Here is a 24,311-nt window from a genome sequence, read left to right on the forward strand (position 1 = left end):
CGTACGAATGTGCCATAGGCTGCGACCGTGAGCATGACGACCCCGCCCGGCTGGTACCCCGATCCCGGGCAGACGCCTCAACTCCCGCCTCAGGACCGCTGGTGGGACGGCAGTACCTGGACCAGCCACACCCGGCCCGGCGCGGGCGTCCCCCCGCAGCCGGGCCCGGGCGGCGCGGGGGCCGGGCGGGGCCAGCTCATCGCGGGCATCGTGGGCTCGGTGGTACTGGCCGCCGCGCTCGCGGTGGGCGGGGTACTGCTGCTGGGCGGCGGCTCGGACGACAAGAAGCCGAAGGCGGCCCCTTCCGCCTCCTCTTCCTCCTCCGCGGCGCCGGACGACAGCGCTCCGCCCAAGGACGAGGAGACCCCGTCACCGAGCACGTCCCCCGGCGACGTAGTACCGGAACCGAAGCTCGGCGTCGGGCTGACGCTTCCCAAGGAGTGGGAGCAGGCGAACCCCGACTCCAGCTTCGTCAGCCACAAGACCGAGTACGTGTGCCCCGGTCAGAACACCAACTGCGTGCGCGGCGGCGCCCAGCTGCTGCCCGTCTCCGGCGGCTGGAAGGGCAAGAAAGCGCTGAAGAAGGCCACCGAGCTCCAGGTGGCCAAGAACGCCAAGGAGGCGTACTCCAAGAAGGCGTACGGCGGGATCACCTCGCGCAAGGTCGTCAGGTCCGGTGCGGTCACGGTCGCCGGTCAGCCCGGGTACCGCATCCGCTGGCGGGTGGAGAACAAGCTCGAACCGGACGCTCTGGTCGAGGCAGTCGTCTTCCGCTCACCGCACATCGAGGACGAGACCCTCACCCTGTGGAGCAGCGCCGACATCGCCCCGAAGTCGCCCCCGGCCTCCGATCTGGACAAGCTGCGCAAGGGCGTCGTCAAGACCGGCCTCGGCGAGGAGGACGACGGAAACCACGAGTCCGTCTGAGCAACGGCGCCGTCCCGCCCCCCGGGGACCGGGGCGCGGTCACAGGAATGTCCTGCCCTCGCCCCGGTAGGTGGGCACCGATCCGGTCACGCGGTCGCCCTCAACCAGGTGCAGCATGTCGAACCGTTCACACAGCTCGCCCGCCTTGGCGTGCCGGAACCACACCTTGTCCCCGATCAGCAGATCGTCGGCGGGCGGGCCCAGCAGCGGGGTCTGTACCTCGCCGGGCCCTTCCTGGGGGTCGTAGCGCAGCCCGGCGGGCAGATAAGGGCGGGGCAGCCGGTCGGGACCCGCGGCACCGGAGGCGGGATAGCCGCCGCCCAGCACCGTGACAACGCCCACCCCGGGCCGGCGCACCACCGGCATGGCGAACAGCGCGGCCGGGCGGCCGGTGAACGAGGTGAAGTTGTCGAACAGCAGCGGCGTATACAGCCCCGAGCCGGCCGCGATCTCCGTCACCGCCTCCTCGGCCGCCGTGTGCTGGACGCTTCCCGTACCGCCGCCGTTGACGAACTCCAGATCCGGTGCCACCGCACGGACGGCCCGGACGGCGGCGGCGCGGCGTGCCGCCAGTTCGCGTTTGGCCGCCGCCTGCATCAGCCGTACGGCGCGCGAGCGCAGGGCTGCGCCGGGGACGGCGTCCCCCACGCCCGCCACATGACCCTCGTACGCCATCACGCCCACCAGCTGGAATCCGGGGCGACGCCGGACGGCACGCGCCAGGTCGGCCAGCTCGGCGGGGGAGTGCAGCGGGGAACGGCGGGCTCCGACACGGAGCCGGCCGGCCAACAGCCGCAGCGAGGTGTCCAGTTCGAGGCAGACCCGGATCCGCTCGGCACCGCCGTCCCGCGCCGCGTCGATCAGGGCGAGCTGCGCCGGGTCGTCCACCATCACGGTCACCGCCGCGGCCAGCTTGGGGTCGGACGCCAGCTCGGCGTACCCCGCACGGTCGGCCGACGGGTAGGCCAGCAGTACGTCCGAGATGCCCGATCCGGCCAGCCACAGCGACTCGGCGAGGGTGTAGCTCATCACCCCGCTGAAGCCGTCCTTGGCCAGCACGCGCTCCAACAGCGCCCGGCAGCGCACCGACTTGGTGGCCACCCGCACCGGCTTGCCCGCGGCACGCCGTACGAGGTCGTCCGCGTTGGCGTCGAACGCCGCCAGGTCGACCAGCGCGAGCGGCGCGTCCAGCTGGGCGGTCGCCCGGTCGTACCGGGCGCGGACGGCGGCGAGATCGGCAGTCGTATCGAACACCCTCGCAGCTTGCCAGAGGCGCCCGCCGCCGCCCAGCCCCGGAGCGCCGCGACCGGCGCCGAAAGGCCCGGCCGAGTCCGCACGGGAGCGTGTTCGCCTGCCTCGGCAGGGCGCCCGCCGTCGCCTCGGCACGGTGGTCACCGCCGCCTCGGCACGGTGGTCACCGCCACCTCGGCCGGGTTGCCGTCCCTCCCGGTCTGCACCGTAGAGTGACGCCGCGCGCCGTGACGGACGGCCCGCGGCGAACAGTTCACTGTGGCCACGACGAACATGCCTGCTCAGCCTGGCGTTCGTGCGGGGCGGAATCGCGCGAAGGGGGGCGCACATGGGCACTGACGCCGACCGCGCCGCTGTCCCCGAGCGCCCCGCCACCCCACCCCGTCCCGCTGTCCCGCCGCATCCGTCCAGCGCTCCGGACAAGGCCCCGGCCGCGTCCACCCCCGCACCATCAGCGCCGCCCCGCCCCGCTGTCCCTCCGCGTCCGAGCGTCCCCCCACGTCCCGTCACCTCACTGTTCACCACCGAGCCCGGCGTCGCCGGCGGCACGGCCGGTACGACCGGTACGGGCGAGAAGACGGGGCGCGAGCCGAATGCGGAGCCGACCCCGGAAGACGAGTCCAGCCCACAGATGCCACATTCCAGGGAGAGGGAAGAGGAGGTGGCGGAGCGCTCCGAAGGCGCCTCCGTCCCCGCCCCCCGCGACCCCGCGCACACCCTCCGCCCCCCGGCGCCGGCCCTGCCGCCGCAGCCCGCACCTCCCACCGGTGAACCCCTCACGGCCTCCCGGCGCCCGGCACAGCCCCGCACCGAGCCGGTCGTGCCCCCGTCCCCGCCGCCCGCGGTCGCCCTGCCGCCACCGGGAGTCGCGGCTCGATTCCGTCTGGCCCAGGCCGCCGGCCGCCGCGGGCACGCCCCGCTGACCGCCCGTACGGTCGTCGTCGCCGTCTGCCTCGTACTCGGCGTCGGTCTGCTGGGCGGCGCGGGTACGGGGGTGCTGCTGTCCGGGGACGCCAGTGAACGGCCCGCGGTGGCCGCGGGGTTCGACGGCGCCCGCGCCGCCTGGCACGAGCTCCCCGTCGACGAGCTGTTCCCCCGCTCCCTCAAGGGCGAGGGCGCCGGCCCTGGCGGCGCCGACCGGAGCTGGACACGGGTTGCGGTGGCGCCCGACAGCGGCTGCAAGCACGCCTTCGACCCGCTGCTGACCAAGGCGCTGGCCCCGGTGGGCTGCGCCCGGCTGGTGCGGGCCACCTACGCCGACGAGACCTCCAGCAGCGTCACCACGGTCGGGCTGATGTTCACCAAGGCCGACCCGGCCGCCATGCGCGACCTGCGGGAGCGGTTCGCGGCCCAGAACCTCCCGCAGCGCACCGATCTGATGCCCCGTCCGTACGCCGCGCGCGGCACGGTCGCCGCCGACTTCGGCGATGCGCAGCGGGCGAGCTGGACGGTCCGGGTGCTGCGGGACGCGCCTGTCGTCGTCTACACGGTCTCGGGGTTCGCGGACGGCCGTGTCGTCACCGACCCCCAGTCGGCGAACGACGCCACCCGCAAGGGCGAGACCTCCGCCGCCGCACAGGCTGGGCTCGGTCACGATGCCCAGGGCATCGCCGACCGCATCGAGCGCCGGCTCCGGGAGGCCACGACCCAGCGGGATTCCGGCTCCGGCGACGAGGCGAAGGACCGGGACAAGAAGGACCAGGGCAAGCAAGGCCAGAGCAAGAAGGACCAGGAAAAGACGGATCAGGGCAAGAAGGACCAGGGCGGGGAAGGCGAGGGCAAGGTCGGATGAATCGTGTGCTGCGCACCCTGGTCACCCTCCTGTGTGCCCTGCTCGCCCTCGCGCCCGTCACCGCCGGTACGGCACAGGCGGAGGGCTTCGGGCTCCAGCGCAAGGAGTGGGCCCTCAACGCCCTGCACGCGAAGGAGGCGTGGAAGACCACCAAGGGCCGCGGTATCACCGTCGCCGTACTCGACACCGGCGTCGACGACAGCCATCCCGACCTGCACAAGAACGTCCGCAGCGGCAAGGACATGGTCGGCATGGGGGCCAAGAAGGGCAACCGCGCGTGGGCCCGGCACGGTACTGCCATGGCCGGGATCATCGCCGGTCACGGCCACGGCAAGGGCGGCAAGGACGGGGTCCTCGGTATCGCGCCGGAGGCCCGCATCCTGCCGGTCCGCGTCCTGCTGGAGGACACCGACCCGAAGCGCGCCAAGGCCCGCGGCGAACGGAACACCGCGCTCGCCGACGGCATCCGCTGGGCCGCGGACCACGGCGCCGATGTCATCAACCTCTCGTTGGGCGACGACAGCAACGCCGCACACCCCGACGCCCGCGAGGACGCCGCTGTCCGGTACGCGCTGCGCAAGGGCGCCGTCGTCGTCGCCTCGGCCGGCAACGGCGGCGAGGACGGCGACCATGTCTCCTATCCCGCCGCCTACCCGGGCGTGATCGCGGTGGCCGCCGTCGACCGCAACGGCGCACGGGCCGCGTTCTCCACCCGCCGCTGGTACGCCACCGTGGCCGCGCCCGGCAAGGACATCCTCATCGCCGACCCCGACCGCTCCTACTACCAGGGCTGGGGCACCAGCGCCGCCGCAGCCTTCACCTCGGGCGTCGTGGCGCTCGTCCGTGCAGCGCATCCGGATCTGAGCCCCGCGCAGATCAAGGAGCTGATCTCCGACACCGCGGGCCACACCCCGCAGGGCGGGCGCAGCGACGCGGTCGGCACCGGTGTCGTGGATCCGGCGGCGGCCATCGAGATGGGCTCCCACATCGAGCCGCGGGAACAGCAGCCGCCGGTCGGCAAGTACGGCAAGGAGTACTTCGGCTCGGCAGGGCCCGGCGACGAGGGCGGACCGGGCTGGTTCGCGATCCTGGCCGCCCTGCTCGGGGCGCTGCTGATCGGCGCGGCCCTCGCCGTGCACCGGGGGTTCACCCCGCGGATCCCGCCCCGGCTGCGGACCCGCGTCGGCCTTCCGGGCTCCGGCCCGGACGGGGGGCCAGGGCTGCCCGGCGGTCCATGAGGGTGCGTACCGCGGCGCGGGCCGCGCCCTCCACCGCCGCGATGCCCTCCTCGGCTGTGGCGTGCCCGTCCGAGAGCACCGCCAGCAGCCAGGGGCGGCCAGCGGCGGTGATCCGGCCCACGCTGTTGATCACCCACAGCCCGGTCGCCGTACGTGGCAGCCACCCGTTCTTCACCTCGCCGGATGCCACCCCGGGCGCCTCCACGTGCTCGTCCCCGGCCGCCGTCACGCCCCAGCGCTGCGAGGGGACGACGCCGCGCATCAGCTCCCGTACCCATCGCCGTACCGGCGGCGCGAGTACGTCACGCCGGGGCCCGCTCCCGTGCACGGCGCACAGCAGCGCGAGCTGGTCGGCGGCCGTTGTGGTGCTCAGGCCCCAGCGCCCGTCCTCGGCCGGCCGCGTCCGGGTCAGCCCCAGCAGGCGACCCGCCGCCGCGATGCCCTCCGCGCCCCCGGCAGCCCGCCACAGCGCGTTCGCCGCCTCGTTGTCGCTGCGCTCGATCATCGCGGCGGCCCACGCCCTCTCCTGAGCGGTCACCTCCCGCGCCGGGCCGCCCCACTCGCCCCGTACGCGCAGCAGCAGCGCCACGAGAATGTGCACCTTCATCACGCTCGCCGCCACGAACGGCTCGTCCGCCCGGACCCTCACCGCCACAGGCCCGCCCCCGTCCAGCGACTGCGCGGCCACAGCCAGCCGCGCCGACGGCCCCAGCCCTGCCGGGGACAGCAGCTCGTTCGGCACCCCGTCGCCGCTCTCCGCATCGCTTCGCGCGTTCACCCGACGACGCTATCGCCGCCCGCCCTCCGCGGCGGAGCGGTGGCGGCCACCCGATACGCTCGGTGCGTGGCGCTCAAGAACATTCCCCGGTCGGCCTTCTCCGGCGACGACGGCACCGCCGACACCGAGCTCGCCGACGCGCTCGCCGCCTGGCAGGCCGATCGCCGGGCGCCCGGCGCCGAGACCCGCGTTCTGGCGGCGCTGCACGGAGCCCGGCTGCTCGTGCCCGTCGTCGCCGTCCTCACCGAGGCCGAGACCGGCGAGGACGGGCTGCGCCGCGACAAGACCAGCGAGATGGCGGTCCCCACTCTCAACGCGCCCGGTGGCCGCCGCGCGCTGCCCGCCTTCACCTCCACCGAGGCACTGACCCGCTGGCGCCCCGACGCCCGCCCCGTCGCCGTACCGCTGCCCCAGGCGCTCCAGGCGATGGCGCACGAGCAGGCCGACACGCTGCTCCTCGACCTGGCGGGACCGGTGCCCTACGAGCTGACCGGACCGGCGCTCCACGCGCTCGCCGAGGGCCGCGTCCACACCTCCGCGCTGGCGGACCCCGCCGTGGCCGACGCGCTGCGGGCCGTGCTCGCGGCCGAACCAGCGGTCGCCGGTGCCCATCTCACGCCCGGCAACGGCTCGGGGGACGGCACGCTTGCCCTCGCGCTCGCGCCGGACGCCGAGGTCCAGGCGGTCGCCCAGCGGGTGGCCGGTGCGCTGGCCGCCGACGAGACGCTGCGCGCACGGCTGGTCCGCGGCCTCGACCTGGCGCTCCTCCCCCCGGGCAGCCCGCTGCCCGAGGCGGCCTTCTACCGGGCCTGACCGGGCCTGACCGCGCCCGAGGTGCGAGCCGCCCGGGTGCGTCGGACACTCAGGGAAGTGCCGGGAGAGTCCGGTCCCCGGCTGCCGCCTACGACCCCCACGGGAGGTCGATATGCAGGTCAAGACGCTCCAGGCGAGTCCTGAGCAGCTCAGAGATCTGGAAGACAAGCCACAGCCGGTCGCTGCAGAGTTCCTGGGCACCCTGCTGCTGGTGTTCTTCGGTGTCGGCGCTGCCGTGCTGGCGGCCGAGTACGTCGGCTCGCTGGGTATCGCGCTCACGTTCGGCTTCGTGCTGCTCGCCCTGGCGTACGCCATCGGCCCGATATCCGGCTCCCATGTGAACCCGGCGGTGACGCTCGGGATGTTCCTGGCCGGGCGGCTCGATCTGGAGCTGGCGATCAAGTACTGGATCGCACAGCTCGTCGGCGGTATCGCGGGTGCCGCGCTGCTGTTCCTCGTCGCCAAGCAGGTTCCGGGCCTGGAGACGAGCGGGAGCTTCGGCAGCAACGGCTTCGGCGACCGCTCGGCGGTGCACATCAACACCGGCGGAGCCTTCGTCGCCGAGCTGATCCTGACGTTCCTGCTCGTCTACACGGTGCTCGCGGTCACCCACAAGGTGGCGGTCGTCGGCTTCGACGGGCTGCCGATCGGTATCGCGCTGGCCGTCGTCCACCTGGTCGGCATCCCGCTGACCGGCACTTCCGTCAACCCGGCCCGGAGCCTCGGTCCCGCCGTCTTCGCCGGTGGCGCGGCGCTCACCCAGCTGTGGCTGTTCATCGTGGCACCGCTGGTGGGCGCGGCCGTCGCGGCGTACGTGCACGTGCTCACGCATCCGCAGCCGAACCGGCGGCCACGGCGCGAGATGAGGGTCAGCTGAGCACCCGCGTGCCTATGCTCCGGGGGCACCTCCCGGCCGGAGGCCGGCGGAGGGGCCGAGAGCTTGGGGGAGACTCAGCCGTGCACCGGACCGGTGAACTTCTCGCCGGGCCCCTGGCCGGGCTCGTCGGGGACGGTGGATGCCTCACGGAAGGCCAGCTGGAGCGACTTGAGGCCGTCACGCAGCGGCGCCGCGTGGTAGGAGCCGATCTCGGTGGCGCTCGCGGTCACCAGGCCGGCCAGCGCCTGGATCAGCTTCCGTGCCTCGTCCAGGTCCTTGTGCTGCTCGCCTTCCTCGGCCAGGCCGAGGTTGACGGCGGCGGAGCTCATCAGGTGCACCGCCACGGTGGTGATCACCTCGACCGCCGGGACCTCCGCGATGTCGCGGGTCAGGCTGTCGAAGTCGGGGGTCTGACCGGAGGGCTGCCCGGCGGCTGCGGCGTCGCTCATGCGGATCACCCTAAGCCCCGCCGCTTCCGTACTGTCGTACGGGCCGAGCTGCCGCAGCGGCGAGCACCGCGCGGCGCACCTGGCGCCCTGCTGCTATGCTGGGATATCGACCGGCTGAAGACTGCCCCTGCGGGGACGGCCTCCAGCCCGCAAGTGGAGGCTCCGATCTCCCACCTGGTGGCCCTGCGGGCCGCGGGTCAACGGTCAGGCTGCGCCCCGCGGAGTTCCGCGGCGGTGCTCCCGGTCTGTGAGGAGCCCCGCCTGTGACCCGTCCGGGGCGTTTTTTGCGCCCGCGAGCGGTGGTCACCCACTGATTACTTAACCATGCGCGGTCGTTCGCCAGACGCTCGCGCGGTGTACCCGAGGAGGCCCCATCAGCGCCGAGCCCCGCATCAACGACCGCATTCGCGTCCCCGAGGTGCGACTCGTCGGTCCCAGCGGCGAGCAGGTCGGCATCGTGCCGCTTGCCAAGGCCCTGGAGCTCGCCCAGGAGTACGACCTCGACCTGGTCGAGGTCGCGGCGAACGCCCGTCCGCCGGTGTGCAAGCTCATGGACTACGGCAAGTTCAAGTACGAGTCGGCCATGAAGGCCCGTGAAGCGCGCAAGAACCAGGCGCACACGGTCATCAAGGAGATGAAGCTCCGGCCGAAGATCGATCCGCACGACTACGACACCAAGAAGGGTCACGTCGTCCGGTTCCTCAAGCAGGGTGACAAGGTCAAGATCACGATCATGTTCCGCGGTCGTGAGCAGTCCCGCCCCGAGCTGGGTTTCCGACTGCTGCAGCGGCTGGCGGACGACGTGTCGGACCTGGGCTTCGTGGAGTCCAACCCGAAGCAGGACGGCCGCAACATGATCATGGTTCTCGGTCCGCACAAGAAGAAGACCGAGGCGATGGCCGAGGCCCGTGAGGCGCAGGCCGCCCGCAAGGCGGAGCGCCAGCAGGGGTCCGCTCCCGCTGAGGAGTCCGCCGAGGAGCCTGCCGAGGCGTGAGCCCTCCCGGGGCACCCGCCCTGGAACCCATACGAACAACTGGCGCTTCCGCCTGCCCTTACGACAGCGGGAGCGTCACTGACGAGGAGTGAAACGGCGACATGCCGAAGAACAAGACGCACAGTGGTGCCCGCAAGCGCTTCAAGGTCACCGGCACGGGCAAGGTGATGCGCCAGCGCGCCGGTCGCCGCCACCTTCTCGAGCACAAGCCGTCCACGCTGACGCGCCGCCTTGCCGGTAAGACCGAAGCGGCCCCGGCCGACGCCAAGAAGATCAAGAAGCTTCTCGGCAAGTAAGTCCCCGTACGACCGGGACCCCATCGACCTGGGCCGGAGAGTGAGGTCCCCTCCCGGCCCCGCCAACAAGGAGTAATCACGTGGCACGCGTCAAGCGGGCAGTAAACGCTCAGAAGAAGCGCCGGGCGATCCTGGAGCAGGCCAGCGGCTACCGCGGCCAGCGTTCCCGCCTGTACCGCAAGGCGAAGGAGCAGGTCACCCACTCCTACGTCTACAACTACAACGACCGCAAGAAGCGCAAGGGCGACTTCCGGCAGCTGTGGATCCAGCGGATCAACGCCGCGGCCCGCGCCAACGGCATCACCTACAACCGCTTCATCCAGGGTCTGAAGGCCGCCTCCATCGAGGTCGACCGCAAGATGCTGGCCGACCTGGCGGTCAACGACGCCGCGGCTTTCGCTTCGCTGGTCGAGGTCGCGCAGAAGGCGCTGCCGAGCGACGTCAACGCGCCGAAGGCTGCCTGAGCGCGGCGGCTTCGCCGTTGATCGAGCGTTGTGGCCGACTCCGTCGGCCCTTCCTCCCCCGAGCTCTTCGAGCAGGGGGTACCCCAACTCTCGCCGTCGTGGTTTCTCCCCCATGCTCCGCACGGGGGTGCCCCCACGGCGGCGAGAATTTGTTTATCCGAAAGCGAGCAACTTCCGCCCATGCAGCCCGAGTTGACCTCTGTGCGGTCGCCCCGTGTCACTGCCGCGCGCAAGCTCGGCAAGCGGAGTTTCCGGGGCAAGGAGCGGCGGTTTCTCGCCGAGGGGCCGCAGGCTGTGCGGGAGGCGGTGGAGCACCTCGTCGAGGTGTATGTGACACCGGAGGCCGCCGAGCGGCACGCTGACATCCTGGCGGCGGCCCGCGCAGCGCGCGTCCCCATGCTCACCGCCTCCGCCGAGGTGATCGCGGAGATGTCCGACACCGTGACACCACAGGGCATCGTGGGGCTGTGCCGTTTCCTGGACCGGCCCCTCGCGGAGATCCTGACGGCACGGCCCCGGCTGGTCGCCGTCCTGGCGCACGTACGCGACCCCGGCAACGCGGGCACCGTGCTGCGGTGCGCCGACGCCGCCGGGGCCGACGCGGTGGTGCTGACCGATGCCTCGGTGGACATCTACAACCCCAAGGCGGTACGTGCCTCGGCCGGTTCGCTCTTCCATCTGCCGGTCGTCGTGGACGTGCCCGTCGAAGAGGTGGCCCAGGGGCTGGCCGGAGCCGGAGTACGGGTGCTGGCAGCCGACGGGGCGGGGGACCGGGACCTGGACGAGGAACTGGACGCCGGAGCGATGGCCGGGCCCACGGCGTGGGTGTTCGGCAACGAGGCGTGGGGGCTGCCCGAGGAGACCCGGGCGCTGGCGGACTCCGTCGTGCGGGTGCCCATCCACGGCCGCGCCGAGAGCCTCAACCTGGCGACTGCCGCGGCTGTCTGCCTCTACGCCTCGGCCCGCGCACAGCGGTCCCGCTGAGGGTGCCGCGCGGTCACGCAGAGCTAGTAGGGTGCCGGGGACCGAGGGCGGCCGGAGGAGGGGCGGAACGGGATGGACGTGCAGCCCGACGACCTGCCCGACGGGCTTGTGATCGCCGACGGCGCCGGGCGCGTCGTCTGTTTCAACGCCGCGGCTGTTCGGATCACCGGGCGGGCACGGGAGGAGGCGCTGGGCAGTCCCCTGCACACCGCGCTCCCGCTGGAGGACCTGGACGGCCGCCGCTGGTGGCAGCTCACGGACCCGTACCACGGGCCGGCCATCCGCAACGGGCAGCCCGAGCGGAACCTGCTGCTGTCCGGCGGCCACGAGGTGCTGGTCGCGGCGCGCTATGTACGGGCACACCCGCGGGGGCCCGTCGAGCGCGTCGTCGTCACACTGCGCGGTACGGAGGCCAGGCGGCGCACCGAGCGCAGCCACGCCGAGCTGATCGCCACCGTCGCCCACGAACTGCGCTCGCCGCTCACCTCCGTCAAGGGGTTCACCGCCACCCTGCTGGCCAAGTGGGAGCGCTTCACCGACGACCAGAAGCGGCTGATGCTGGAGACCGTCAACGCCGACGCCAACCGCGTCACCCGGCTGATCGCGGAGCTGCTGGACATCTCCCGTATCGACTCCGGTCGGCTGGAGGTGCGGCGTCAGCGGCTGGACATGGCGGCGGCGGTGCGGCGCCATGTGGAGGCCCACGTCGCGGCAGGCCGGCCCGCCTCCCGGTTCAAGACCGAGATCGCCGACGAGCTGCCCGACCTGTGGGCCGACCCCGACAAGATCGACCAGGTGCTCGCCAATCTGCTGGAAAACGCGGTGCGGCACGGCGAGGGAACTGTCACCATCGAGGTCCAGCCCACCTCGTCCCCCCGCGTGCCGGGCGGTACGGCGACGGCCGTGGCGGTCAGCGACGAGGGGCCAGGTATCCCGGAGGAGTCCATGAGCCGCGTATTCACCCGCTTCTGGCGTGGCAGCAGGCGCGGCGGCACGGGCCTGGGGCTCTACATCGTCAAGGGCATCGTGGAGGCGCACGGCGGGGTCATCACCGTCGAGCGGGCGCCCGCGGGCGGTGCCCGGTTCCGATTTATCCTGCCCGTGGGCGCCCCGGCCTTCATGGCCTGACCGGCCTTGGCGGCACTCCCGGCCGGAGGCCGGGGGAACGCGGCGCTCACGGGCCGACCCCCGCAGCCAGCACCGGAGGCCGGGCCCCTGGCCTCCGCGTATCCGCCACCAGGCGGCCCCCTTTAGACTCGGGCTTCGGCACGCAGTCAGCAGTCATGGCCGGGGCGCAGCCTGGGGGCACCTCCCAGTGATAGCTGGGGGACAATCGGAAACACGGGAAGAGATGTCGGCACCCAACAAGTCGTACGACCCTGTCGAGGTCGAGGCACTGAAACCGGAAGCGATCGACCGGGCCAGGGACGAGGCGCTCGCCGCCGTCGCCGCTGCCGGGGATCTGGAGGCGCTGCGCGAGGTCAAGGCAGCACACGCGGGTGACCGCTCCCCGCTGGCGCTGGCCAACCGCGAGATCGGCGCGCTGCCCCCGCACGCCAAGGCGGAGGCGGGCAAGCGCGTCGGACAGGCCAGGGGGGCTGTCAACAAGGCCCTCAAGGCCCGCCAGGAGGAGCTGGAGCGCGAGCGCGACGAGCGGATGCTGGTCGAGGAGGCGGTGGATGTCACGCTGCCCTACGACCGCCGCCCGGCAGGCGCCCGGCACCCGCTGACCACGCTGTCGGAGCGTATCGAGGACGTCTTCGTGGCGATGGGCTACGAGGTCGCCGAGGGCCCCGAGGTCGAGGCCGAGTGGTTCAACTTCGACGCACTCAACCTGGGCCCCGACCACCCGGCCCGCACCATGCAGGACACCTTCTTCGTACGGGGCCCGGACGGTGCCGAGGACTCCGGCGTGGTGCTGCGGACCCACACCTCACCGGTGCAGATCCGCTCGCTGCTGGAGCGCGAGCTGCCCGTGTACGTCATCTGCCCCGGCCGGGTCTACCGCACCGACGAGCTGGACGCCACGCACACCCCCGTCTTCGGCCAGGTCGAGCTGCTGGCCATCGACGAGGGGCTGACCATGGCCGACCTGAAGGGCACCCTCGACCACATGGTCTCGGCGCTGTTCGGCGAGGGCCTGGGCACCCGGCTGCGCCCGTCCTACTTCCCCTTCACCGAGCCGTCCGCCGAGATGGACATGGTCTGCTTCGTGTGCCGGGGCAAGTCCGTCGGTGACCCGGACAACCCCTGCCGTACGTGCACCAGCGAGGGCTGGATCGAGCTCGGCGGCTGCGGCATGGTCAATCCGCGGGTGCTGACCGCCTGCGGCGTCGACCCGGAGAAGTACAGCGGGTTCGCCTTCGGGTTCGGCATCGAGCGGATGCTGATGTTCCGCCACAACGTCGAAGACATGCGAGACATGGTCGAGGGTGATGTGCGCTTCACCCGGCCGTTCGGGATGGAGATCTGATGCGGGCGCCGCTTTCGTGGCTCCGGGAGTACGTCGACCTGCCGGCCTCGGAGACCGGCCGGGATGTCGCGGCCAGGCTGATCGCTGCCGGTCTCGAGGTCGAGACGGTCGAGCAGACCGGTGCCGGGCTCAAGGGCCCGCTGGTGGTCGGCAAGGTCCTCGCCATCGAGGAGCTGAAGGACTTCAAGAAGCCCATCCGCTACTGCCAGGTGGACGTCGGCCGGGGCGCCGACGACCCGCAGAACATCGTCTGCGGTGCCACCAACTTCGCCGTCGGTGACAAGGTCGTCGTCGTGCTGCCGGGCGCTGAGCTGCCCGGCGGCTTCGAGATCAGTGCCCGTAAGACCTACGGGCACGTCTCGGAGGGCATGATCTGCTCCGAGCGCGAACTGGGCATGGGCGAGGACCACGACGGGATCATGGTGCTGCCGCCCGAGCACGAGGTCGGCACCGACGCGATCGAACTGCTGGAGCTGGTCGACGAGGTGCTCGACATCGCGGTGACGCCCGACCGCGGCTACTGCCTGTCGATGCGGGGTCTCGCCCGCGAGGCGGCAACCGCCTACGGGGTGCCGCTGCGCGACCCTGCGCTGCTGGACGTGCCCGCGCCGAACGCGCACGGCTACCCGGTGAAGGTCGCCGACCGGCTCGGCTGTGACCGGTTCACCGCTCGTACCGTCGCCGGGCTGCGGCCCGAGGCACAGTCACCGATCTGGCTCAAGCGCAGGCTGCAGAAGGCCGGGATGCGTCCCGTCTCGCTGCCCGTCGACATCACCAACTACGTGATGCTGGAGCTGGGCCAGCCGCTGCACGCCTACGACAGGTCCCGTATCGAGGGCGCCATCGGGGTGCGCCGGGCCGAGGACGGCGAGAAGCTGGTCACGCTCGACGGCACCAAGCGCGTTCTGGCCCCCGATGACCTGGTCATCACCGACGATCGCGGGCCGATCGGCCTGGCCGGGGTGATGGGTGGCGCCAACACCGAGATCGCCGACGGCGGTACAGCGCCGGGCACCACCGATGTGGTGATCGAGGCAGCGCACTTCGACTCGGTCTCCGTCGCCCGTACCGCGCGCCGCCACAAGCTCTCCTCCGAGGCTTCGCGCCGCTTCGAACGGGGCGTCGACCCGGCGGCAGCGGCAGCGGCAGCGCAGCGCACCGTCGATCTGCTGGTGCTGCTCGCAGGCGGCACAGCAGAGCCGGGCGTCACCGAGATCACCACGCCGTCAGGGCCGCGCACCGTGCTGCTCGCCGCCGACCACCCCGCCAAGGTTGCGGGCGTCGCATACAGCCGCGAGACCGTCGTCCGCCGCCTCCAGCAGGTCGGCTGCGACGTCTACGGCCAAGATGAGCTGACGGTGACCGTGCCTTCCTGGCGGCCCGATCTGACCGACCCGAACGACCTGGCCGAGGAGGTCATCCGGCTGGAGGGCTACGAGAACCTGCCCTCCACCCTGCCGAGGCCGCTGCCGGGGCGTGGGCTGACCGAGCGGCAGCGGTTGCACCGCCGCGTCGGACGCGCGCTGGCGGGCGCCGGCTATGTCGAGGCCCCGTCGTACCCGTTCGTCGGCGACGCCGTGTTCGACGCGCTGGGCCTGGACGCGGACGACCCGCGCCGCCGCACCGTTCAGCTCGTCAACCCGCTCTCGGACGAGGAGCCGGGGCTGCGCACCACCCTGCTGCCCGGTCTGCTGGCCACGCTGCGCCGCAACGACGGGCGCGGCAGCCACGATCTGGCGCTGTTCGAGACGGGCCTGGTCTTCCTGCCCACCGGTAGCGAGACCACCCCCGAGCGGCTGCCCGTCACCCAGCGGCCCACCGAGCAGCAGCTGTCCTCGCTGGATGCGGCGCTGCCCGAGCAGCCCCGGCACTTGGCGGTCGTTCTGGCGGGCGCCCGCGAGCACGCCGGCTGGTGGGGCAAGGGCCGCCCCGCCGACTGGGCCGACGCCGTCGAGGCCGCCCGCACCGTGGCCGCCGAGACGGGAGTGGAACTCACCCTGGAGAGCGCGAGCTTCGCGCCCTGGCACCCGGGGCGATGCGCAGCGCTCCACGTCCGGCTGGACGGCGAGAAGGTGCTGGCCGGGCACGCCGGCGAGCTGCACCCGCGGGCCGTGAAGGCGCTGGGGCTGCCGGAGCGCACCTGCGCCATGGAGCTCGATCTCGACCTGGTCGAGCGTGCTGCGGCCGGACCGGTGCGGGGCCCGCATGTGTCCACGTTCCCGGTGGCCACCCAGGACGTGGCTCTCATGGTGGACGCGTCGGTGCCGGCTGCCGAGGTGGAGAGCGCACTGCGCGCGGGCGCCGGTGAGCTGCTGGAGTCGCTGCGGCTGTTCGACGTCTTCACCGGTGAGCAGCTTGGCGCCGGCCGTAAGTCGCTGGCCTACGCGCTGCGTTTCCGCGCTCCGGACCGCACGCTGAAGGCCGAGGAGGCGTCCGCAGCACGTGATGCGGCGGTCGCCGAGGCGGTCGAGCGGACTGGCGCGGTGCTGCGGGGCGCCTGAGCGAAGCTCGGCCCGGCGTTCGAGGGGACATCCGGCACTGGCGGATGTCCCCTCATCTTTTCGGGTGAGAAGCCCTGACGATCTTCTGACAGACGTGCGGCGGCGGTTACGGGTGACGGCGTGGCAGCAGCGAACTCATCATCCCGTCCGGCGGACGCACCGCTCCGCAGCCTGATCCCTGCACGTATCGACCGGATGCCCTGGTCCGGCTTCCACACGAAGATGATTGCGGCGCTGGGCTGTGCGTGGATTCTGGACGGCCTGGAGATCACGGTCGCCAGCTCAGTCACCTCGGTTCTCACCCGCTCGGACACGCTGAGTCTGTCCTCCAGCGAGGCGGGTCTGATCGCGACTGTCTACCTGATCGGCCAGGTGACGGGTGCGCTTTTCTTCGGGCGGATGGCCGACCGCTTCGGGCGCCGCAGACTCTTCCTGCTCACCTTCGGTGTCTATCTGTTCGGCAGCGGGCTGACTGCGCTCACCTATGGGCAGGGGTTCGGCTGGGACGCCTATCTGTATCTGACCCGCTTCATCGCGGGGACGGGTATCGGCGGTGAGTACGCGGCGATCAACTCGGCGATCCAGGAGATGATGCCCGCCCGCTTCCGGGGCCGGGTCGACCTGCTGGTCAACGGCACCTACTGGGCGGGGGCCATGGTCGGCACCATTGCCGAGTTGATGATCCTCAGCACCTTCGACGACTCCGTCGCCTGGCGGATCGGCTTCCTGCTCGGCCCCGTTCTGGGCTTTTCGGTGCTGTTCGTCCGCCGTCATCTGCCGGAGAGCCCCCGCTGGCTGATCATGAACGGGAAGGAGGCCGAGGCCGAGGCGGCCATCGCCCGGATCGAGTCCGCAGTACGCAGGCACGGCAAGAAGCTGCCGCCGGTCGACGAGAAGGACGCCATCGAGATCAGCGAGTCGGCACACAGCACCTACGTCACGCTGCTGCGGGTCCTCTTCAAGGAGTACCCCAAGCGGGCCGTGCTCGCCTCGACGCTGATGATCACGCAGTCGTTCCTGTACAACGCCATCTTCTTCACCTACACCCTGGTGCTGACGAAGTTCTACGGCGTCTCCGACAAGGATGCGCCGATGTATCTGCTGGCGTTCGCCGCGGGGAACCTGCTCGGCCCGATCGTCCTTGGGCCGCTCTTCGACATCGTGGGCCGCCGCTGGCTGATCGCGGGGACCTATCTGTTCTCCGGGTGCGCGCTGGCGGTCACCGCGACGCTGTTCGTCGCCGATGTGCTGACCGCGACCACCCAGACCTTCGCCTGGTGCGTCATCTTCTTCTTCGCCTCGGCCGGTGCCTCCTCCGGCTATCTGACCGCGGGCGAGATCTTCCCGCTGGAGGTACGGGGCAAGGCCATCGCGCTCTTCTTCGCCATCGGCCAGGCCGCCGGAGCCACCGGGCCGTACTTCTACGGCTGGCTCATCGGCGACGGGACCGAGCGCGGCAGTCTCTACGTCGGCTTCCTGATGGGCGCCGTCATCATGGTCGTCGGCGGGCTGGCCGAGACGTTCCTCGGGGTGGATGCCGAGCGCAAGTCGCTGGAGTCGGTCGCCAAGCCGCTCTCCGTGGTGCGGACCTCGGTGGGAGCGGCGCGGCGCCGGACGGTCAAGAAGCTCAAGAAGCCCGGCGACAAGCCGGACCAGCCCGGTGACGAGCCACGCGCCGACACCCCCGCGGTCTGAGGGCGGGGGTGTCCGGGGAGGGGGATCGCCGGGTGGCGGGGCGGCGGCTCAGGAGTAGGCGTAGAAGCCCGCGCCCGCCTTCCGGCCCAGCCGGCCCGCGTCGACCATGCGCTGGAGGAGCGGGGGAGCGGCGTACAGCGGCTCCTTGAACTCGGCGTACATCGAATCGGCGACCGAGGCGACGGTGTCGAGGCCGATGAGGTCGGTGAGCTTGAGCGGGCCCATGGGGTGGGCGCAGCCCAGCTCCATGCCGTTGTCGATGTCCTCCCGGCTGGCGATGCCCGACTCGAACATCCGGATGGCGGAGAGCAGATACGGAATCAGCAGCGCGTTGACGACGAAACCGGAGCGGTCCTGGGCGCGGATGGTGTGCTTGCCCAGCACCTGGCCCACCACGGCCTCGGCCCGCTTGACGGTCTCCTCGCCGGTGGTCAGGGCCGGGATGAGCTCGACGAGCTGCTGCACCGGTGCCGGATTGAAGAAGTGGATGCCGATGACCTGGTCGGGGCGCGAGGTCGCGACGGCGAGCTTCACCAGCGGGATCGAGGAGGTGTTCGAGGCCAGGATGGCGTCGGTGCGGGTCACCACCTGGTCCAGCACCTGGAAGATCTCCGTCTTGACCTGCTCGTTCTCGATCACGGCCTCGATGACCAGATCGCGGTCGGCGAAGTCGCCCAGGTCGGTGGTGAAGGACAGCCGCTCCAGCGCCTCGTCGCACTCCTGCCGGCTGATCTTGCCGCGGTCCGCGGCCTTGCCGAGCGAGTTGACCAGCCGGGTGCGGCCGAGCTCCAGGGCCTCGCCGGTGGTCTCGGCGACCATCACCTCCAGGCCGGACCGCGCGCACACCTCCGCGATACCCGCACCCATCTGGCCACAGCCCACCACTCCGACGCGTTCTACGCCGGCTACAGACTCCGTCACCTCGTGCCTTTCGCCGAATTTCACGATCCGCAGCGGACCCGCCCCGGAGTACGAGGGCGCCGGGACACGCTGCTTCGCCGCCCGACGTTACCTGTGTGCGAACAGAGGATGGCGGGCGGGGGCGAAAGGTCACCTATGTGTGGAATGCACAGCCTGGATGAGGAATGCACGGCCTGCTCGGTCCGGCATGGGGACCAGCACGGGAGACCAGCACAGGAGAAGAGCGCCGGTATCGGGCGCTCTTCTCCTCGGGGGCTCAGCTCTTCTCTTCGTGCTTCTCCCGGCGGCCCTGCACGACGGAGTCGGGGCCAGGGGAGACGACGGCCTCGTGGCCGTCCTCGAAACGCACCCGGTACGGAGGCTCACCCTTGGTGCCCAGGACCTCGACGATCTCCGCCGTACGGTCGTGCTGCCCCACGGTCCTTCCGTGCACTAGCAGTTGGTCGCCTGTGTTCGCTCGCATGACACATGCCCTCCAGTTCCCGGTGGTCAGGCGCGGCTGCGCTGTACGACCACGATGCACACCAGTACGGCGAGCGCCGCCGCCGGCGCGGCGGGAGAAAGACGCTCACCGAGTAGGAGCACCGCCCACACCAGCGTAAGCAGCGGCTGCGCAAGTTGCACCTGGCTCGTACGGGCTACTCCGGCGAGCCCCATCGCGCGGTACCAGAACAGCAGCCCGATGAACTGGGAGCCCAGCGCGCCCCACGCCAGACCCGGTACGGAGTGCGCGGTCAGCGTGACGGGCTCGTGCGCCAGGGCGAGCGCGGCGCCGACGGCGGCGAGCGGCAGACAGCCCACCAGTGCCCACCCGATCACCTCCAGCGCGGGCAGTTCCCGTGCCAGCCTGCCGCCCTCGGCGTACCCGGCGGCGCAGATCAGCAGCGCTCCGCACAGGAACAGATCGCCGACGCTGGGGGCGCCGCCGCTCTGGTACAGCGCGAACGCGACCACCACGGCGGCCCCGGCCAGCGCCGCGACCCAGAACAGCGGGGCGGGCCTGGAGCCGGTGCGTACCGAAGAGTAGAGGGCCGTCGTCAGCGGGAGCAGCCCCACGACGACCGCGGCGTGCGAGGTGGTGGAGGTCTCCAGCGCGAGCGTGGTCAGCAGCGGAAACCCGATCACGACGCCGGAAGCGGCGAGCGCGAGCCCGCCCCAGTGCCGCCGCGCGGGAAGCGGCACCCGCCGCACCATGAGCACTCCGCCGGCGACGAGCCCCGCGAGCACGGCCCGTAGTGCCGTCGCCGACCAGGGTCCGAACCCCTCCAGCGTCCAGCTGGTCGCGGGAAAGGTCAGCGAGAAGAGAACGACCCCGAGCGCGGCGAACACGACGCCGGTCCGGGCGGTCCGGCCCACAGGTGCGGGGGCGGAAGGGGCCGGGTGCGCTGCGGGTTGCGACGGACCGGACAGGGAGGGGACGGCCGGGCCGGGGGCCGGCTCACCCGGTACGGTCCCGACCCGGCGTTCCGGGGGCGAGGCCGGGGACGGAGCCGCTATCCGTGCAGTGCAAGTAGCGCTATCGTTGTCTCTCATGGCAGAGCGTAGCAGTGTTGCTGACCTGGCCGCTTCGTTGCGGGATGAGCTGGACCGCTACTCTCCTGGCGGAAAGCTCCCGTCCAGCAGGGCGCTGGTCGAGCGGTTCCGGGCCAGCCCGGTGACCGTCTCGCGGGCGCTGGCGGTGCTGGTCGCCGAGGGGCTGGTGGTCACCCGGCCCGGGATCGGCGCGTTCCGCGCCGAAGCGCGGCGCCCGTACGACGCGCTCCAGCCGCGGGGTGACACCTCGTGGCAGGAGGTGGCGCTCAGTGCGGACGCCTCCGCCGACCAGATGCCCCGCAGCGTCGACGCGAGCGGTGTGACGACCACGCTCGATGTGCCGCCGCCGGGCGTGCTGGAACTCAACGGCGGCTATCTGCCGCCCGGTCTGCAGCCGGAGAAGGCTCTCGCCGCCGCGCTCGCCCGCGCCGGGCGGCGGCCCGGCGCGTGGCGACGGCCGCCCCTCGAAGGGGTCGAGGAGCTGCGCGACTGGTTCGCGCGGGAGATCGGCGGGCCGTCCGGGACGGTCGCTGCCGAGGAGGTGCTGGTCACCTCGGGCGGGCAGTCGGCGATCACCACCGCGCTGCGCGCCCTCGCGCCCCCGGGTGCCGCTGTACTCGTGGAATCCCCCACCTATCCCGGCATGCTCGCCGCCGCCCGGGCCTCGGGCCTGCGCCCGGTGCCGGTGCCCGTCGAGCCCTGTGGCGTACGGCCCGATCTGCTGGCGGACGCCTTCCGGGCCAGCGGTGCGCGGGTCTTCGTCTGCCAGCCGCTGTTCCAGAACCCGACCGGTGCCGTACTCCGGGCCGACCGGCGCCGCGAGGTGCTCCGGGTGGCGCGCGAAGCCGGCGCCTTCGTCGTCGAGGACGACTTCGCCCGGCAACTCGCGCACGAGGACGCCGGACCGCTCCCGCCCGCGCTGCGCGCCGAGGACCCCGACGGGGTCGTCGTGCATGTCCGCTCGCTGACCAAGATCACATCGCCGAGCCTGCGGGTGGGCGCGCTGGCCGCGTGCGGGCCCGTGCTGGAGCGGCTGCGTGCCATCCAGATCGTCGACAGCTTCTTCGTTCCGCGACCGCTCCAGGAGGCGGCGCTGGAACTGGTCGGCGCCCCCGCCTGGTCTCGCCATCTGCGCACCGTTTCCGCCGAGTTGCGTACCCGGCGCGAGCTCATGGTCACCGCGCTCGCCGGTGAGCTGCCCGTGCTGTGCCTCGATCACGTCCCGCGCGGCGGCTACCACCTGTGGCTGCGGCTCCCCGACGGGGCCGACGAGGGCGCGCTGACCGCCGCCGCGCTGCGTGCCGGTGTCGCCGTCGCCCCAGGCCGCCCCTACTTCGCCGCCGAGTCCCCGGCCCCTCATCTGCGGCTCACCTTCGCTCCGGCGGCGGCGGAGGGCGACATCGTGGAGGGCGTACGCCGCCTCCGTACGGCCTGCGCGGAGGTACTGCCGGGGTAGGGGACTGGGAAGTTGACCCGGCGTCAGGATCGTGTTCCGGCTCAACTCCCGGAAAACTGCGGTGTGTCGAGACTCTCGAACACCCGGCCGTACCGCTCTACTCTCACCGCATGCACGTGCGTATGACGCTGCTCGCCGCGGGCCGCAGCTCCTCGTTGGCGGTCGTGCGCTTCGGCGAGGACCGGTCGCTGGACGCCACCGGATGGGAGGAGGCCGTCCGGCGGGCCCCCGACTTCTCCTACCTGGCGGCTGCCGAGCTGCGCTACTGCTCGCCGTCGGCGCGCTGCCGCGAGACGGGCGCCGTGCTCGGGCTCACCCCGCTCGCCCAGCCGGCGCTGCTCGACTGGAACATGGGCCGCTGGCGCGGCGCCACCCTCGGCGAGGTGGCGGCGCGCGAACCGGACGCCGTCCAGCAGTGGCTCACCGATCCGTGCTCGGCCCCGCACGGGGGCGAGTCCCTGCTGGCCTTCATCCGCCGGATCGGCGGCTGGCTGGACACCCGGCCGGTGGGCGCGGGCGAGTGGGCGGTGGCCGTCACCGAGCCCTCCGTCTTACGAGCAGCGCTCTGCTACGCCCTCAAAGCCCCACCGCACGCCTACTGGCAGCTGGAGACCCACCCGCTCGCCACCGTCACCCTCACCGGGAAGGCGGGCGACTGGCATCTGGACCTGTCGTGATCCGCCGCAATCCCCGGTACTGATCGCCGATTTCAGCCCTCGCACGCCGCTCTGTGGAGAGCGTGGAGCAGCCAGAATCGGTCTGCCTCGGGGCTTCGGCGGCCGTCGGTCATGGCGCGGGAGAGGTGGAACATCGGTGGCGGCCCGGCGACCGGAGCGCCGTCCTCGCGGGCGAGCAGATCGCCGAGCGTCTGCCATACCGCCGCCCGGCCCGCTGCCGGACCGCCGCAGCCGGCACCGCGGCCGGCCGCGCCCTCGTCGGCCGCAGCCCGGGCCGCAAGCTCGGCCCGCAGTCCGCTGCGGCCCTCGGGCGGACCGCAGCCGTCCAGGACGGCCAGCGCGAGCGTGCACAGCGCGTCGTCGGCCAGACCGAGGTGCCGGGCGGCCAGCTCCACGCCGTAACGCTCCATCTCCGGTACGGCGCCCGGCCCGAGGTCGGCGCGGAAGGAGCGGAAGGGTTCCTCGGCCAGCAGCGGCGAGTCCTCCAGCGCCTGCGGCAGCAGGGCGGAGGGCACCTCCTCGATCTCCACATACAACTGCGGGGCGGAGGCCCATTCCTCGTCCAGCCGGGCGCCCGTGGCCCGCGCGACGGCGGCTGCTCCGGCGGCTTGCCAGTCGCTGCCCGCACCGAAGGAGAGCCCGCCCAGATACGCGTCCCACGCTCCGGGGGCCGTGCCGTGGCGTTCGTCCGGGAACAGCATTTCGAAGGCGGAGAGCACCCGTCCGTCCTCGGCGAGGGCGAGCTGGGAGAGCGCGTCGTCGTTCCAGTAGGCGCTCGCCGCCCGGCCGCCGAGGCGGGAGAGGGGGCGCAGCACCTCCTCGCGCGAGCCCTGGAAGCCGTTGTACTCGACGACCACCACGGCGGGCCCCGCCTGGGCCACCGCGATCGGGGACGTCTCGCGGTCGGTGCCGTCGAACAGCTCTTCGAGGAGATCCTCGCCCAGCACCCGCTGCACGGCCCGGTCCGGGTCGCCCCCGAACAGCCGGATCACGTCGGCGACATCAGCACCGCGTACGGCGGTGATGCACGCCGCCTCGTCCAATGCCACCTCGCTCAGCAGCGCGCCGAACTCCTTCTGGGCGCCCTCGCTCTTTTCCACGCTCTCAGCCATGCTGACGAGTATGGGCGGGGGAACTGACAGTGGCTGCTCGGCGGTTGCCGATGGGCGGTTGCGCTCAGCGGTTGCTGACCGACGGGTTGCTGCTCAGCGGTTGACGAAGGCCAGGGCGCCGTCGTCGTAGCGGGCGCCGGCGATGCGGTCGCGGGGTGCCGCCGCCTCGATGTCGGCCAGCTCCGCTGCGCTGAGGGAGACCGAGAGCGCCGCCACGTTCTCCTCCAGGTACTTCTGCCGCCGGGTGCCGGGGATCGGCACCACGTTGTCACCGCGGTGCTGCACCCACGCCAGGGCGAGCTGCCCCGCAGTGACCCCGCGCTGCTCGGCGAGCTGGTTCAGCCGCTCGACGATCGCCAGGTTCCGGTCGAAGTTGTCCCCGGCGAAGCGCGGCATGCTGCGTCGGGCGTCGCCCTCCTCCATGGTGTCGACCGAGGTGTAACGGCCCGTCAGGAAGCCGCGGCCCAGCGGCGAGAACGGCACCACGCCGATGCCCAGTTCGCGGCAGAGCGGGGCGATCTCGTCCTCCAGGTCACGCGTCCACAGCGACCACTCGCTCTGCAACGCGCTGATCGGATGCACCGCGTGGGCCCGCCGGATGGTCTCCGCGCCCGCCTCGGACAGCCCCAAGTGGCGCACCTTGCCCTCGGTCACCAGCTCGGCCATCGCCCCCACGGTCTCCTCGATCGGCACCTCGGGGTCGACGCGGTGCTGGTAGTAGAGGTCGATGTGGTCGGTGCCCAGCCGCCGCAGCGACGCCTCGCACGCCTGGCGTACGTATGCGGCGTCGCCCCGGATGACGGTGGGCTCACCCAGCTTGTTGGCGAAGCCGAACTTCGTCGCCAGCACCACCTTCTCGCGGCGGTCGGCGATGGCCCGGCCGAGCAGTTCCTCGTTGGCGCCCGCACCGTAGAAGTCGGAGGTGTCCAGGAGGTTCACACCAAGATCGAGAGCCCGGTGGATGGTGGCGACGGAGGTCTCGTCGTCGGAGGAGCCGTAGCCGTGGCTCATCCCCATGCAGCCGAGGCCCTGCGCGGAGACGGCGAGATCTCCCAGATGACGGGTGGGAAGGGCGGTCAT

The 24,311-nt window shown here is 72.2% G+C and carries 23 protein-coding genes; 15 read left to right on the forward strand and 8 right to left on the reverse strand.

The window, feature by feature from the left end; translation table 11 throughout:
• The first annotated feature begins 33 nt into the window (after window positions 1-33).
• Window positions 34-927, forward strand: coding sequence for a DUF2510 domain-containing protein (locus ACTWP9_RS26125; protein ID WP_443248853.1), 894 nt, complete (start codon window positions 34-36; stop codon window positions 925-927).
• A 39-nt stretch (window positions 928-966) separates the two neighbouring features.
• Here ACTWP9_RS26125 and ACTWP9_RS26130 read toward each other — a convergent pair whose 3' ends face one another.
• Entirely contained in the window at window positions 967-2,181 is a 1,215-nt protein-coding gene (locus ACTWP9_RS26130; RefSeq protein WP_443248727.1) for an amino acid deaminase/aldolase, read from the reverse strand.
• Window positions 2,182-2,506: 325 nt separating this feature from the next.
• Here ACTWP9_RS26130 and ACTWP9_RS26135 point away from each other — a divergent pair, with 325 nt between their 5' ends.
• Window positions 2,507-3,970: a hypothetical protein gene (locus tag ACTWP9_RS26135; protein ID WP_443248728.1), complete on the forward strand. Its 1,464-nt coding sequence runs from the start codon at window positions 2,507-2,509 to the stop codon at window positions 3,968-3,970.
• The gene (gene mycP / locus ACTWP9_RS26140) at window positions 3,967-5,208 is read left to right on the forward strand and encodes a type VII secretion-associated serine protease mycosin (RefSeq protein WP_443248729.1); all 1,242 of its coding nucleotides are present in this window, start codon (window positions 3,967-3,969) and stop codon (window positions 5,206-5,208) included. The genes ACTWP9_RS26135 and mycP overlap by 4 nt, the downstream gene beginning before the upstream one ends.
• On the opposite strand, the gene ACTWP9_RS26145 is transcribed toward mycP, so the two are convergent.
• Window positions 5,117-5,986: a serine hydrolase gene (locus ACTWP9_RS26145; protein WP_443248730.1), complete on the reverse strand. Its 870-nt coding sequence runs from the start codon at window positions 5,984-5,986 to the stop codon at window positions 5,117-5,119. The genes mycP and ACTWP9_RS26145 overlap by 92 nt on opposite strands.
• 66 nt (window positions 5,987-6,052) lie before the next feature.
• On the opposite strand from ACTWP9_RS26145, the gene ACTWP9_RS26150 reads away from it, so the two are divergent.
• Window positions 6,053-6,799, forward strand: coding sequence for an SseB family protein (locus ACTWP9_RS26150; protein ID WP_443248731.1), 747 nt, complete (start codon window positions 6,053-6,055; stop codon window positions 6,797-6,799).
• 112 nt (window positions 6,800-6,911) lie between these two features.
• On the forward strand, window positions 6,912-7,676 hold the full coding sequence (locus ACTWP9_RS26155) for an MIP family channel protein (RefSeq protein ID WP_443248732.1): 765 nt from the start codon (window positions 6,912-6,914) through the stop codon (window positions 7,674-7,676).
• A gap of 74 nt (window positions 7,677-7,750) precedes the next feature.
• Here ACTWP9_RS26155 and ACTWP9_RS26160 read toward each other — a convergent pair whose 3' ends face one another.
• Window positions 7,751-8,125, reverse strand: coding sequence for a DUF1844 domain-containing protein (locus tag ACTWP9_RS26160; protein ID WP_443248733.1), 375 nt, complete (start codon window positions 8,123-8,125; stop codon window positions 7,751-7,753).
• Window positions 8,126-8,498: 373 nt separating this feature from the next.
• Between ACTWP9_RS26160 and infC the strand changes: the two genes are divergently transcribed.
• From infC to ACTWP9_RS26200, 8 genes are all read left to right on the forward strand, one after another.
• Window positions 8,499-9,119 (forward strand): translation initiation factor IF-3, encoded by a 621-nt coding sequence (gene infC / locus ACTWP9_RS26165; RefSeq protein WP_209211742.1) that lies wholly within the window; start codon window positions 8,499-8,501, stop codon window positions 9,117-9,119.
• Between the two features lie 101 nt (window positions 9,120-9,220).
• On the forward strand, window positions 9,221-9,415 hold the full coding sequence (gene rpmI, locus ACTWP9_RS26170) for a 50S ribosomal protein L35 (protein ID WP_433104406.1): 195 nt from the start codon (window positions 9,221-9,223) through the stop codon (window positions 9,413-9,415).
• Window positions 9,416-9,495: 80 nt separating this feature from the next.
• Entirely contained in the window at window positions 9,496-9,879 is a 384-nt protein-coding gene (rplT, locus tag ACTWP9_RS26175) for a 50S ribosomal protein L20 (protein ID WP_209237807.1), read from the forward strand.
• A gap of 180 nt (window positions 9,880-10,059) precedes the next feature.
• The gene (locus tag ACTWP9_RS26180; protein WP_443248734.1) at window positions 10,060-10,863 is read left to right on the forward strand and encodes a TrmH family RNA methyltransferase; all 804 of its coding nucleotides are present in this window, start codon (window positions 10,060-10,062) and stop codon (window positions 10,861-10,863) included.
• Window positions 10,864-10,935: 72 nt separating this feature from the next.
• Entirely contained in the window at window positions 10,936-11,991 is a 1,056-nt protein-coding gene (locus ACTWP9_RS26185; protein WP_443248735.1) for an ATP-binding protein, read from the forward strand.
• Between the two features lie 223 nt (window positions 11,992-12,214).
• On the forward strand, window positions 12,215-13,336 hold the full coding sequence (pheS, locus tag ACTWP9_RS26190; protein WP_443248736.1) for a phenylalanine--tRNA ligase subunit alpha: 1,122 nt from the start codon (window positions 12,215-12,217) through the stop codon (window positions 13,334-13,336).
• Window positions 13,336-15,837 (forward strand): phenylalanine--tRNA ligase subunit beta, encoded by a 2,502-nt coding sequence (pheT, locus tag ACTWP9_RS26195; protein ID WP_443248737.1) that lies wholly within the window; start codon window positions 13,336-13,338, stop codon window positions 15,835-15,837. The genes pheS and pheT overlap by 1 nt, the downstream gene beginning before the upstream one ends.
• Window positions 15,838-15,957: 120 nt before the next feature.
• Window positions 15,958-17,532: an MFS transporter gene (locus ACTWP9_RS26200; protein WP_443248738.1), complete on the forward strand. Its 1,575-nt coding sequence runs from the start codon at window positions 15,958-15,960 to the stop codon at window positions 17,530-17,532.
• A gap of 48 nt (window positions 17,533-17,580) precedes the next feature.
• On the opposite strand, the gene ACTWP9_RS26205 is transcribed toward ACTWP9_RS26200, so the two are convergent.
• The 3 genes from ACTWP9_RS26205 to ACTWP9_RS26215 all read right to left on the reverse strand — a co-directional run bounded on the left by ACTWP9_RS26205 (window position 17,581) and on the right by ACTWP9_RS26215 (window position 19,986).
• A complete protein-coding gene (locus ACTWP9_RS26205; protein ID WP_443248739.1) occupies window positions 17,581-18,453 on the reverse strand; it encodes a 3-hydroxybutyryl-CoA dehydrogenase in 873 nt (290 codons plus the stop codon).
• Between the two features lie 256 nt (window positions 18,454-18,709).
• Complete coding sequence (locus tag ACTWP9_RS26210; RefSeq protein WP_443248740.1) at window positions 18,710-18,916, reverse strand: DUF1918 domain-containing protein; 207 nt, start codon at window positions 18,914-18,916, stop codon at window positions 18,710-18,712.
• A gap of 26 nt (window positions 18,917-18,942) precedes the next feature.
• Window positions 18,943-19,986 (reverse strand): DMT family transporter, encoded by a 1,044-nt coding sequence (locus ACTWP9_RS26215; RefSeq protein ID WP_443248741.1) that lies wholly within the window; start codon window positions 19,984-19,986, stop codon window positions 18,943-18,945.
• Between ACTWP9_RS26215 and ACTWP9_RS26220 the strand changes: the two genes are divergently transcribed.
• Both ACTWP9_RS26220 and ACTWP9_RS26225 read left to right on the forward strand, forming a co-directional pair.
• A complete protein-coding gene (locus ACTWP9_RS26220) occupies window positions 19,985-21,442 on the forward strand; it encodes an aminotransferase-like domain-containing protein (RefSeq protein ID WP_443248742.1) in 1,458 nt (485 codons plus the stop codon). The two genes, ACTWP9_RS26215 and ACTWP9_RS26220, sit on opposite strands and share 2 nt — an antisense overlap.
• A gap of 110 nt (window positions 21,443-21,552) precedes the next feature.
• Window positions 21,553-22,119: a histidine phosphatase family protein gene (locus tag ACTWP9_RS26225; RefSeq protein ID WP_443248743.1), complete on the forward strand. Its 567-nt coding sequence runs from the start codon at window positions 21,553-21,555 to the stop codon at window positions 22,117-22,119.
• A 32-nt stretch (window positions 22,120-22,151) separates the two neighbouring features.
• Here ACTWP9_RS26225 and ACTWP9_RS26230 read toward each other — a convergent pair whose 3' ends face one another.
• Window positions 22,152-23,231: a DUF6461 domain-containing protein gene (locus tag ACTWP9_RS26230; RefSeq protein WP_443248744.1), complete on the reverse strand. Its 1,080-nt coding sequence runs from the start codon at window positions 23,229-23,231 to the stop codon at window positions 22,152-22,154.
• A gap of 93 nt (window positions 23,232-23,324) precedes the next feature.
• Window positions 23,325-24,311: an aldo/keto reductase gene (locus ACTWP9_RS26235; protein WP_443248745.1), complete on the reverse strand. Its 987-nt coding sequence runs from the start codon at window positions 24,309-24,311 to the stop codon at window positions 23,325-23,327.

The organism is Streptomyces sp. 3N207 (genome assembly GCF_052246355.1).
Classification (GTDB): domain Bacteria; phylum Actinomycetota; class Actinomycetes; order Streptomycetales; family Streptomycetaceae; genus Streptomyces.

Excerpts from the sequence above, each read along its gene's own strand:
- ACTWP9_RS26225 (WP_443248743.1), top strand. The coding sequence starts at position 21,553 with ATGCACGTGCGTATGACGCTGCTCGCCGCGGGCCGCAGCTCCTCGTTG.
- ACTWP9_RS26160 (WP_443248733.1), bottom strand. The coding sequence starts at position 8,125 with ATGAGCGACGCCGCAGCCGCCGGGCAGCCCTCCGGTCAGACCCCCGAC.
- ACTWP9_RS26185 (WP_443248735.1), top strand. The coding sequence starts at position 10,936 with ATGGACGTGCAGCCCGACGACCTGCCCGACGGGCTTGTGATCGCCGAC.
- ACTWP9_RS26235 (WP_443248745.1), bottom strand. The coding sequence starts at position 24,311 with ATGACCGCCCTTCCCACCCGTCATCTGGGAGATCTCGCCGTCTCCGCG.
- pheT (WP_443248737.1), top strand. The coding sequence starts at position 13,336 with ATGCGGGCGCCGCTTTCGTGGCTCCGGGAGTACGTCGACCTGCCGGCC.
- ACTWP9_RS26135 (WP_443248728.1), top strand. The coding sequence starts at position 2,507 with ATGGGCACTGACGCCGACCGCGCCGCTGTCCCCGAGCGCCCCGCCACC.
- ACTWP9_RS26155 (WP_443248732.1), top strand. The coding sequence starts at position 6,912 with ATGCAGGTCAAGACGCTCCAGGCGAGTCCTGAGCAGCTCAGAGATCTG.
- ACTWP9_RS26210 (WP_443248740.1), bottom strand. The coding sequence starts at position 18,916 with ATGCGAGCGAACACAGGCGACCAACTGCTAGTGCACGGAAGGACCGTG.
- ACTWP9_RS26220 (WP_443248742.1), top strand. The coding sequence starts at position 19,985 with ATGGCAGAGCGTAGCAGTGTTGCTGACCTGGCCGCTTCGTTGCGGGAT.
- ACTWP9_RS26125 (WP_443248853.1), top strand. The coding sequence starts at position 34 with ATGACGACCCCGCCCGGCTGGTACCCCGATCCCGGGCAGACGCCTCAA.
- pheS (WP_443248736.1), top strand. The coding sequence starts at position 12,215 with ATGTCGGCACCCAACAAGTCGTACGACCCTGTCGAGGTCGAGGCACTG.
- ACTWP9_RS26180 (WP_443248734.1), top strand. The coding sequence starts at position 10,060 with ATGCAGCCCGAGTTGACCTCTGTGCGGTCGCCCCGTGTCACTGCCGCG.
- mycP (WP_443248729.1), top strand. The coding sequence starts at position 3,967 with ATGAATCGTGTGCTGCGCACCCTGGTCACCCTCCTGTGTGCCCTGCTC.
- ACTWP9_RS26215 (WP_443248741.1), bottom strand. The coding sequence starts at position 19,986 with ATGAGAGACAACGATAGCGCTACTTGCACTGCACGGATAGCGGCTCCG.
- ACTWP9_RS26230 (WP_443248744.1), bottom strand. The coding sequence starts at position 23,231 with ATGGCTGAGAGCGTGGAAAAGAGCGAGGGCGCCCAGAAGGAGTTCGGC.
- rpmI (WP_433104406.1), top strand. The coding sequence starts at position 9,221 with ATGCCGAAGAACAAGACGCACAGTGGTGCCCGCAAGCGCTTCAAGGTC.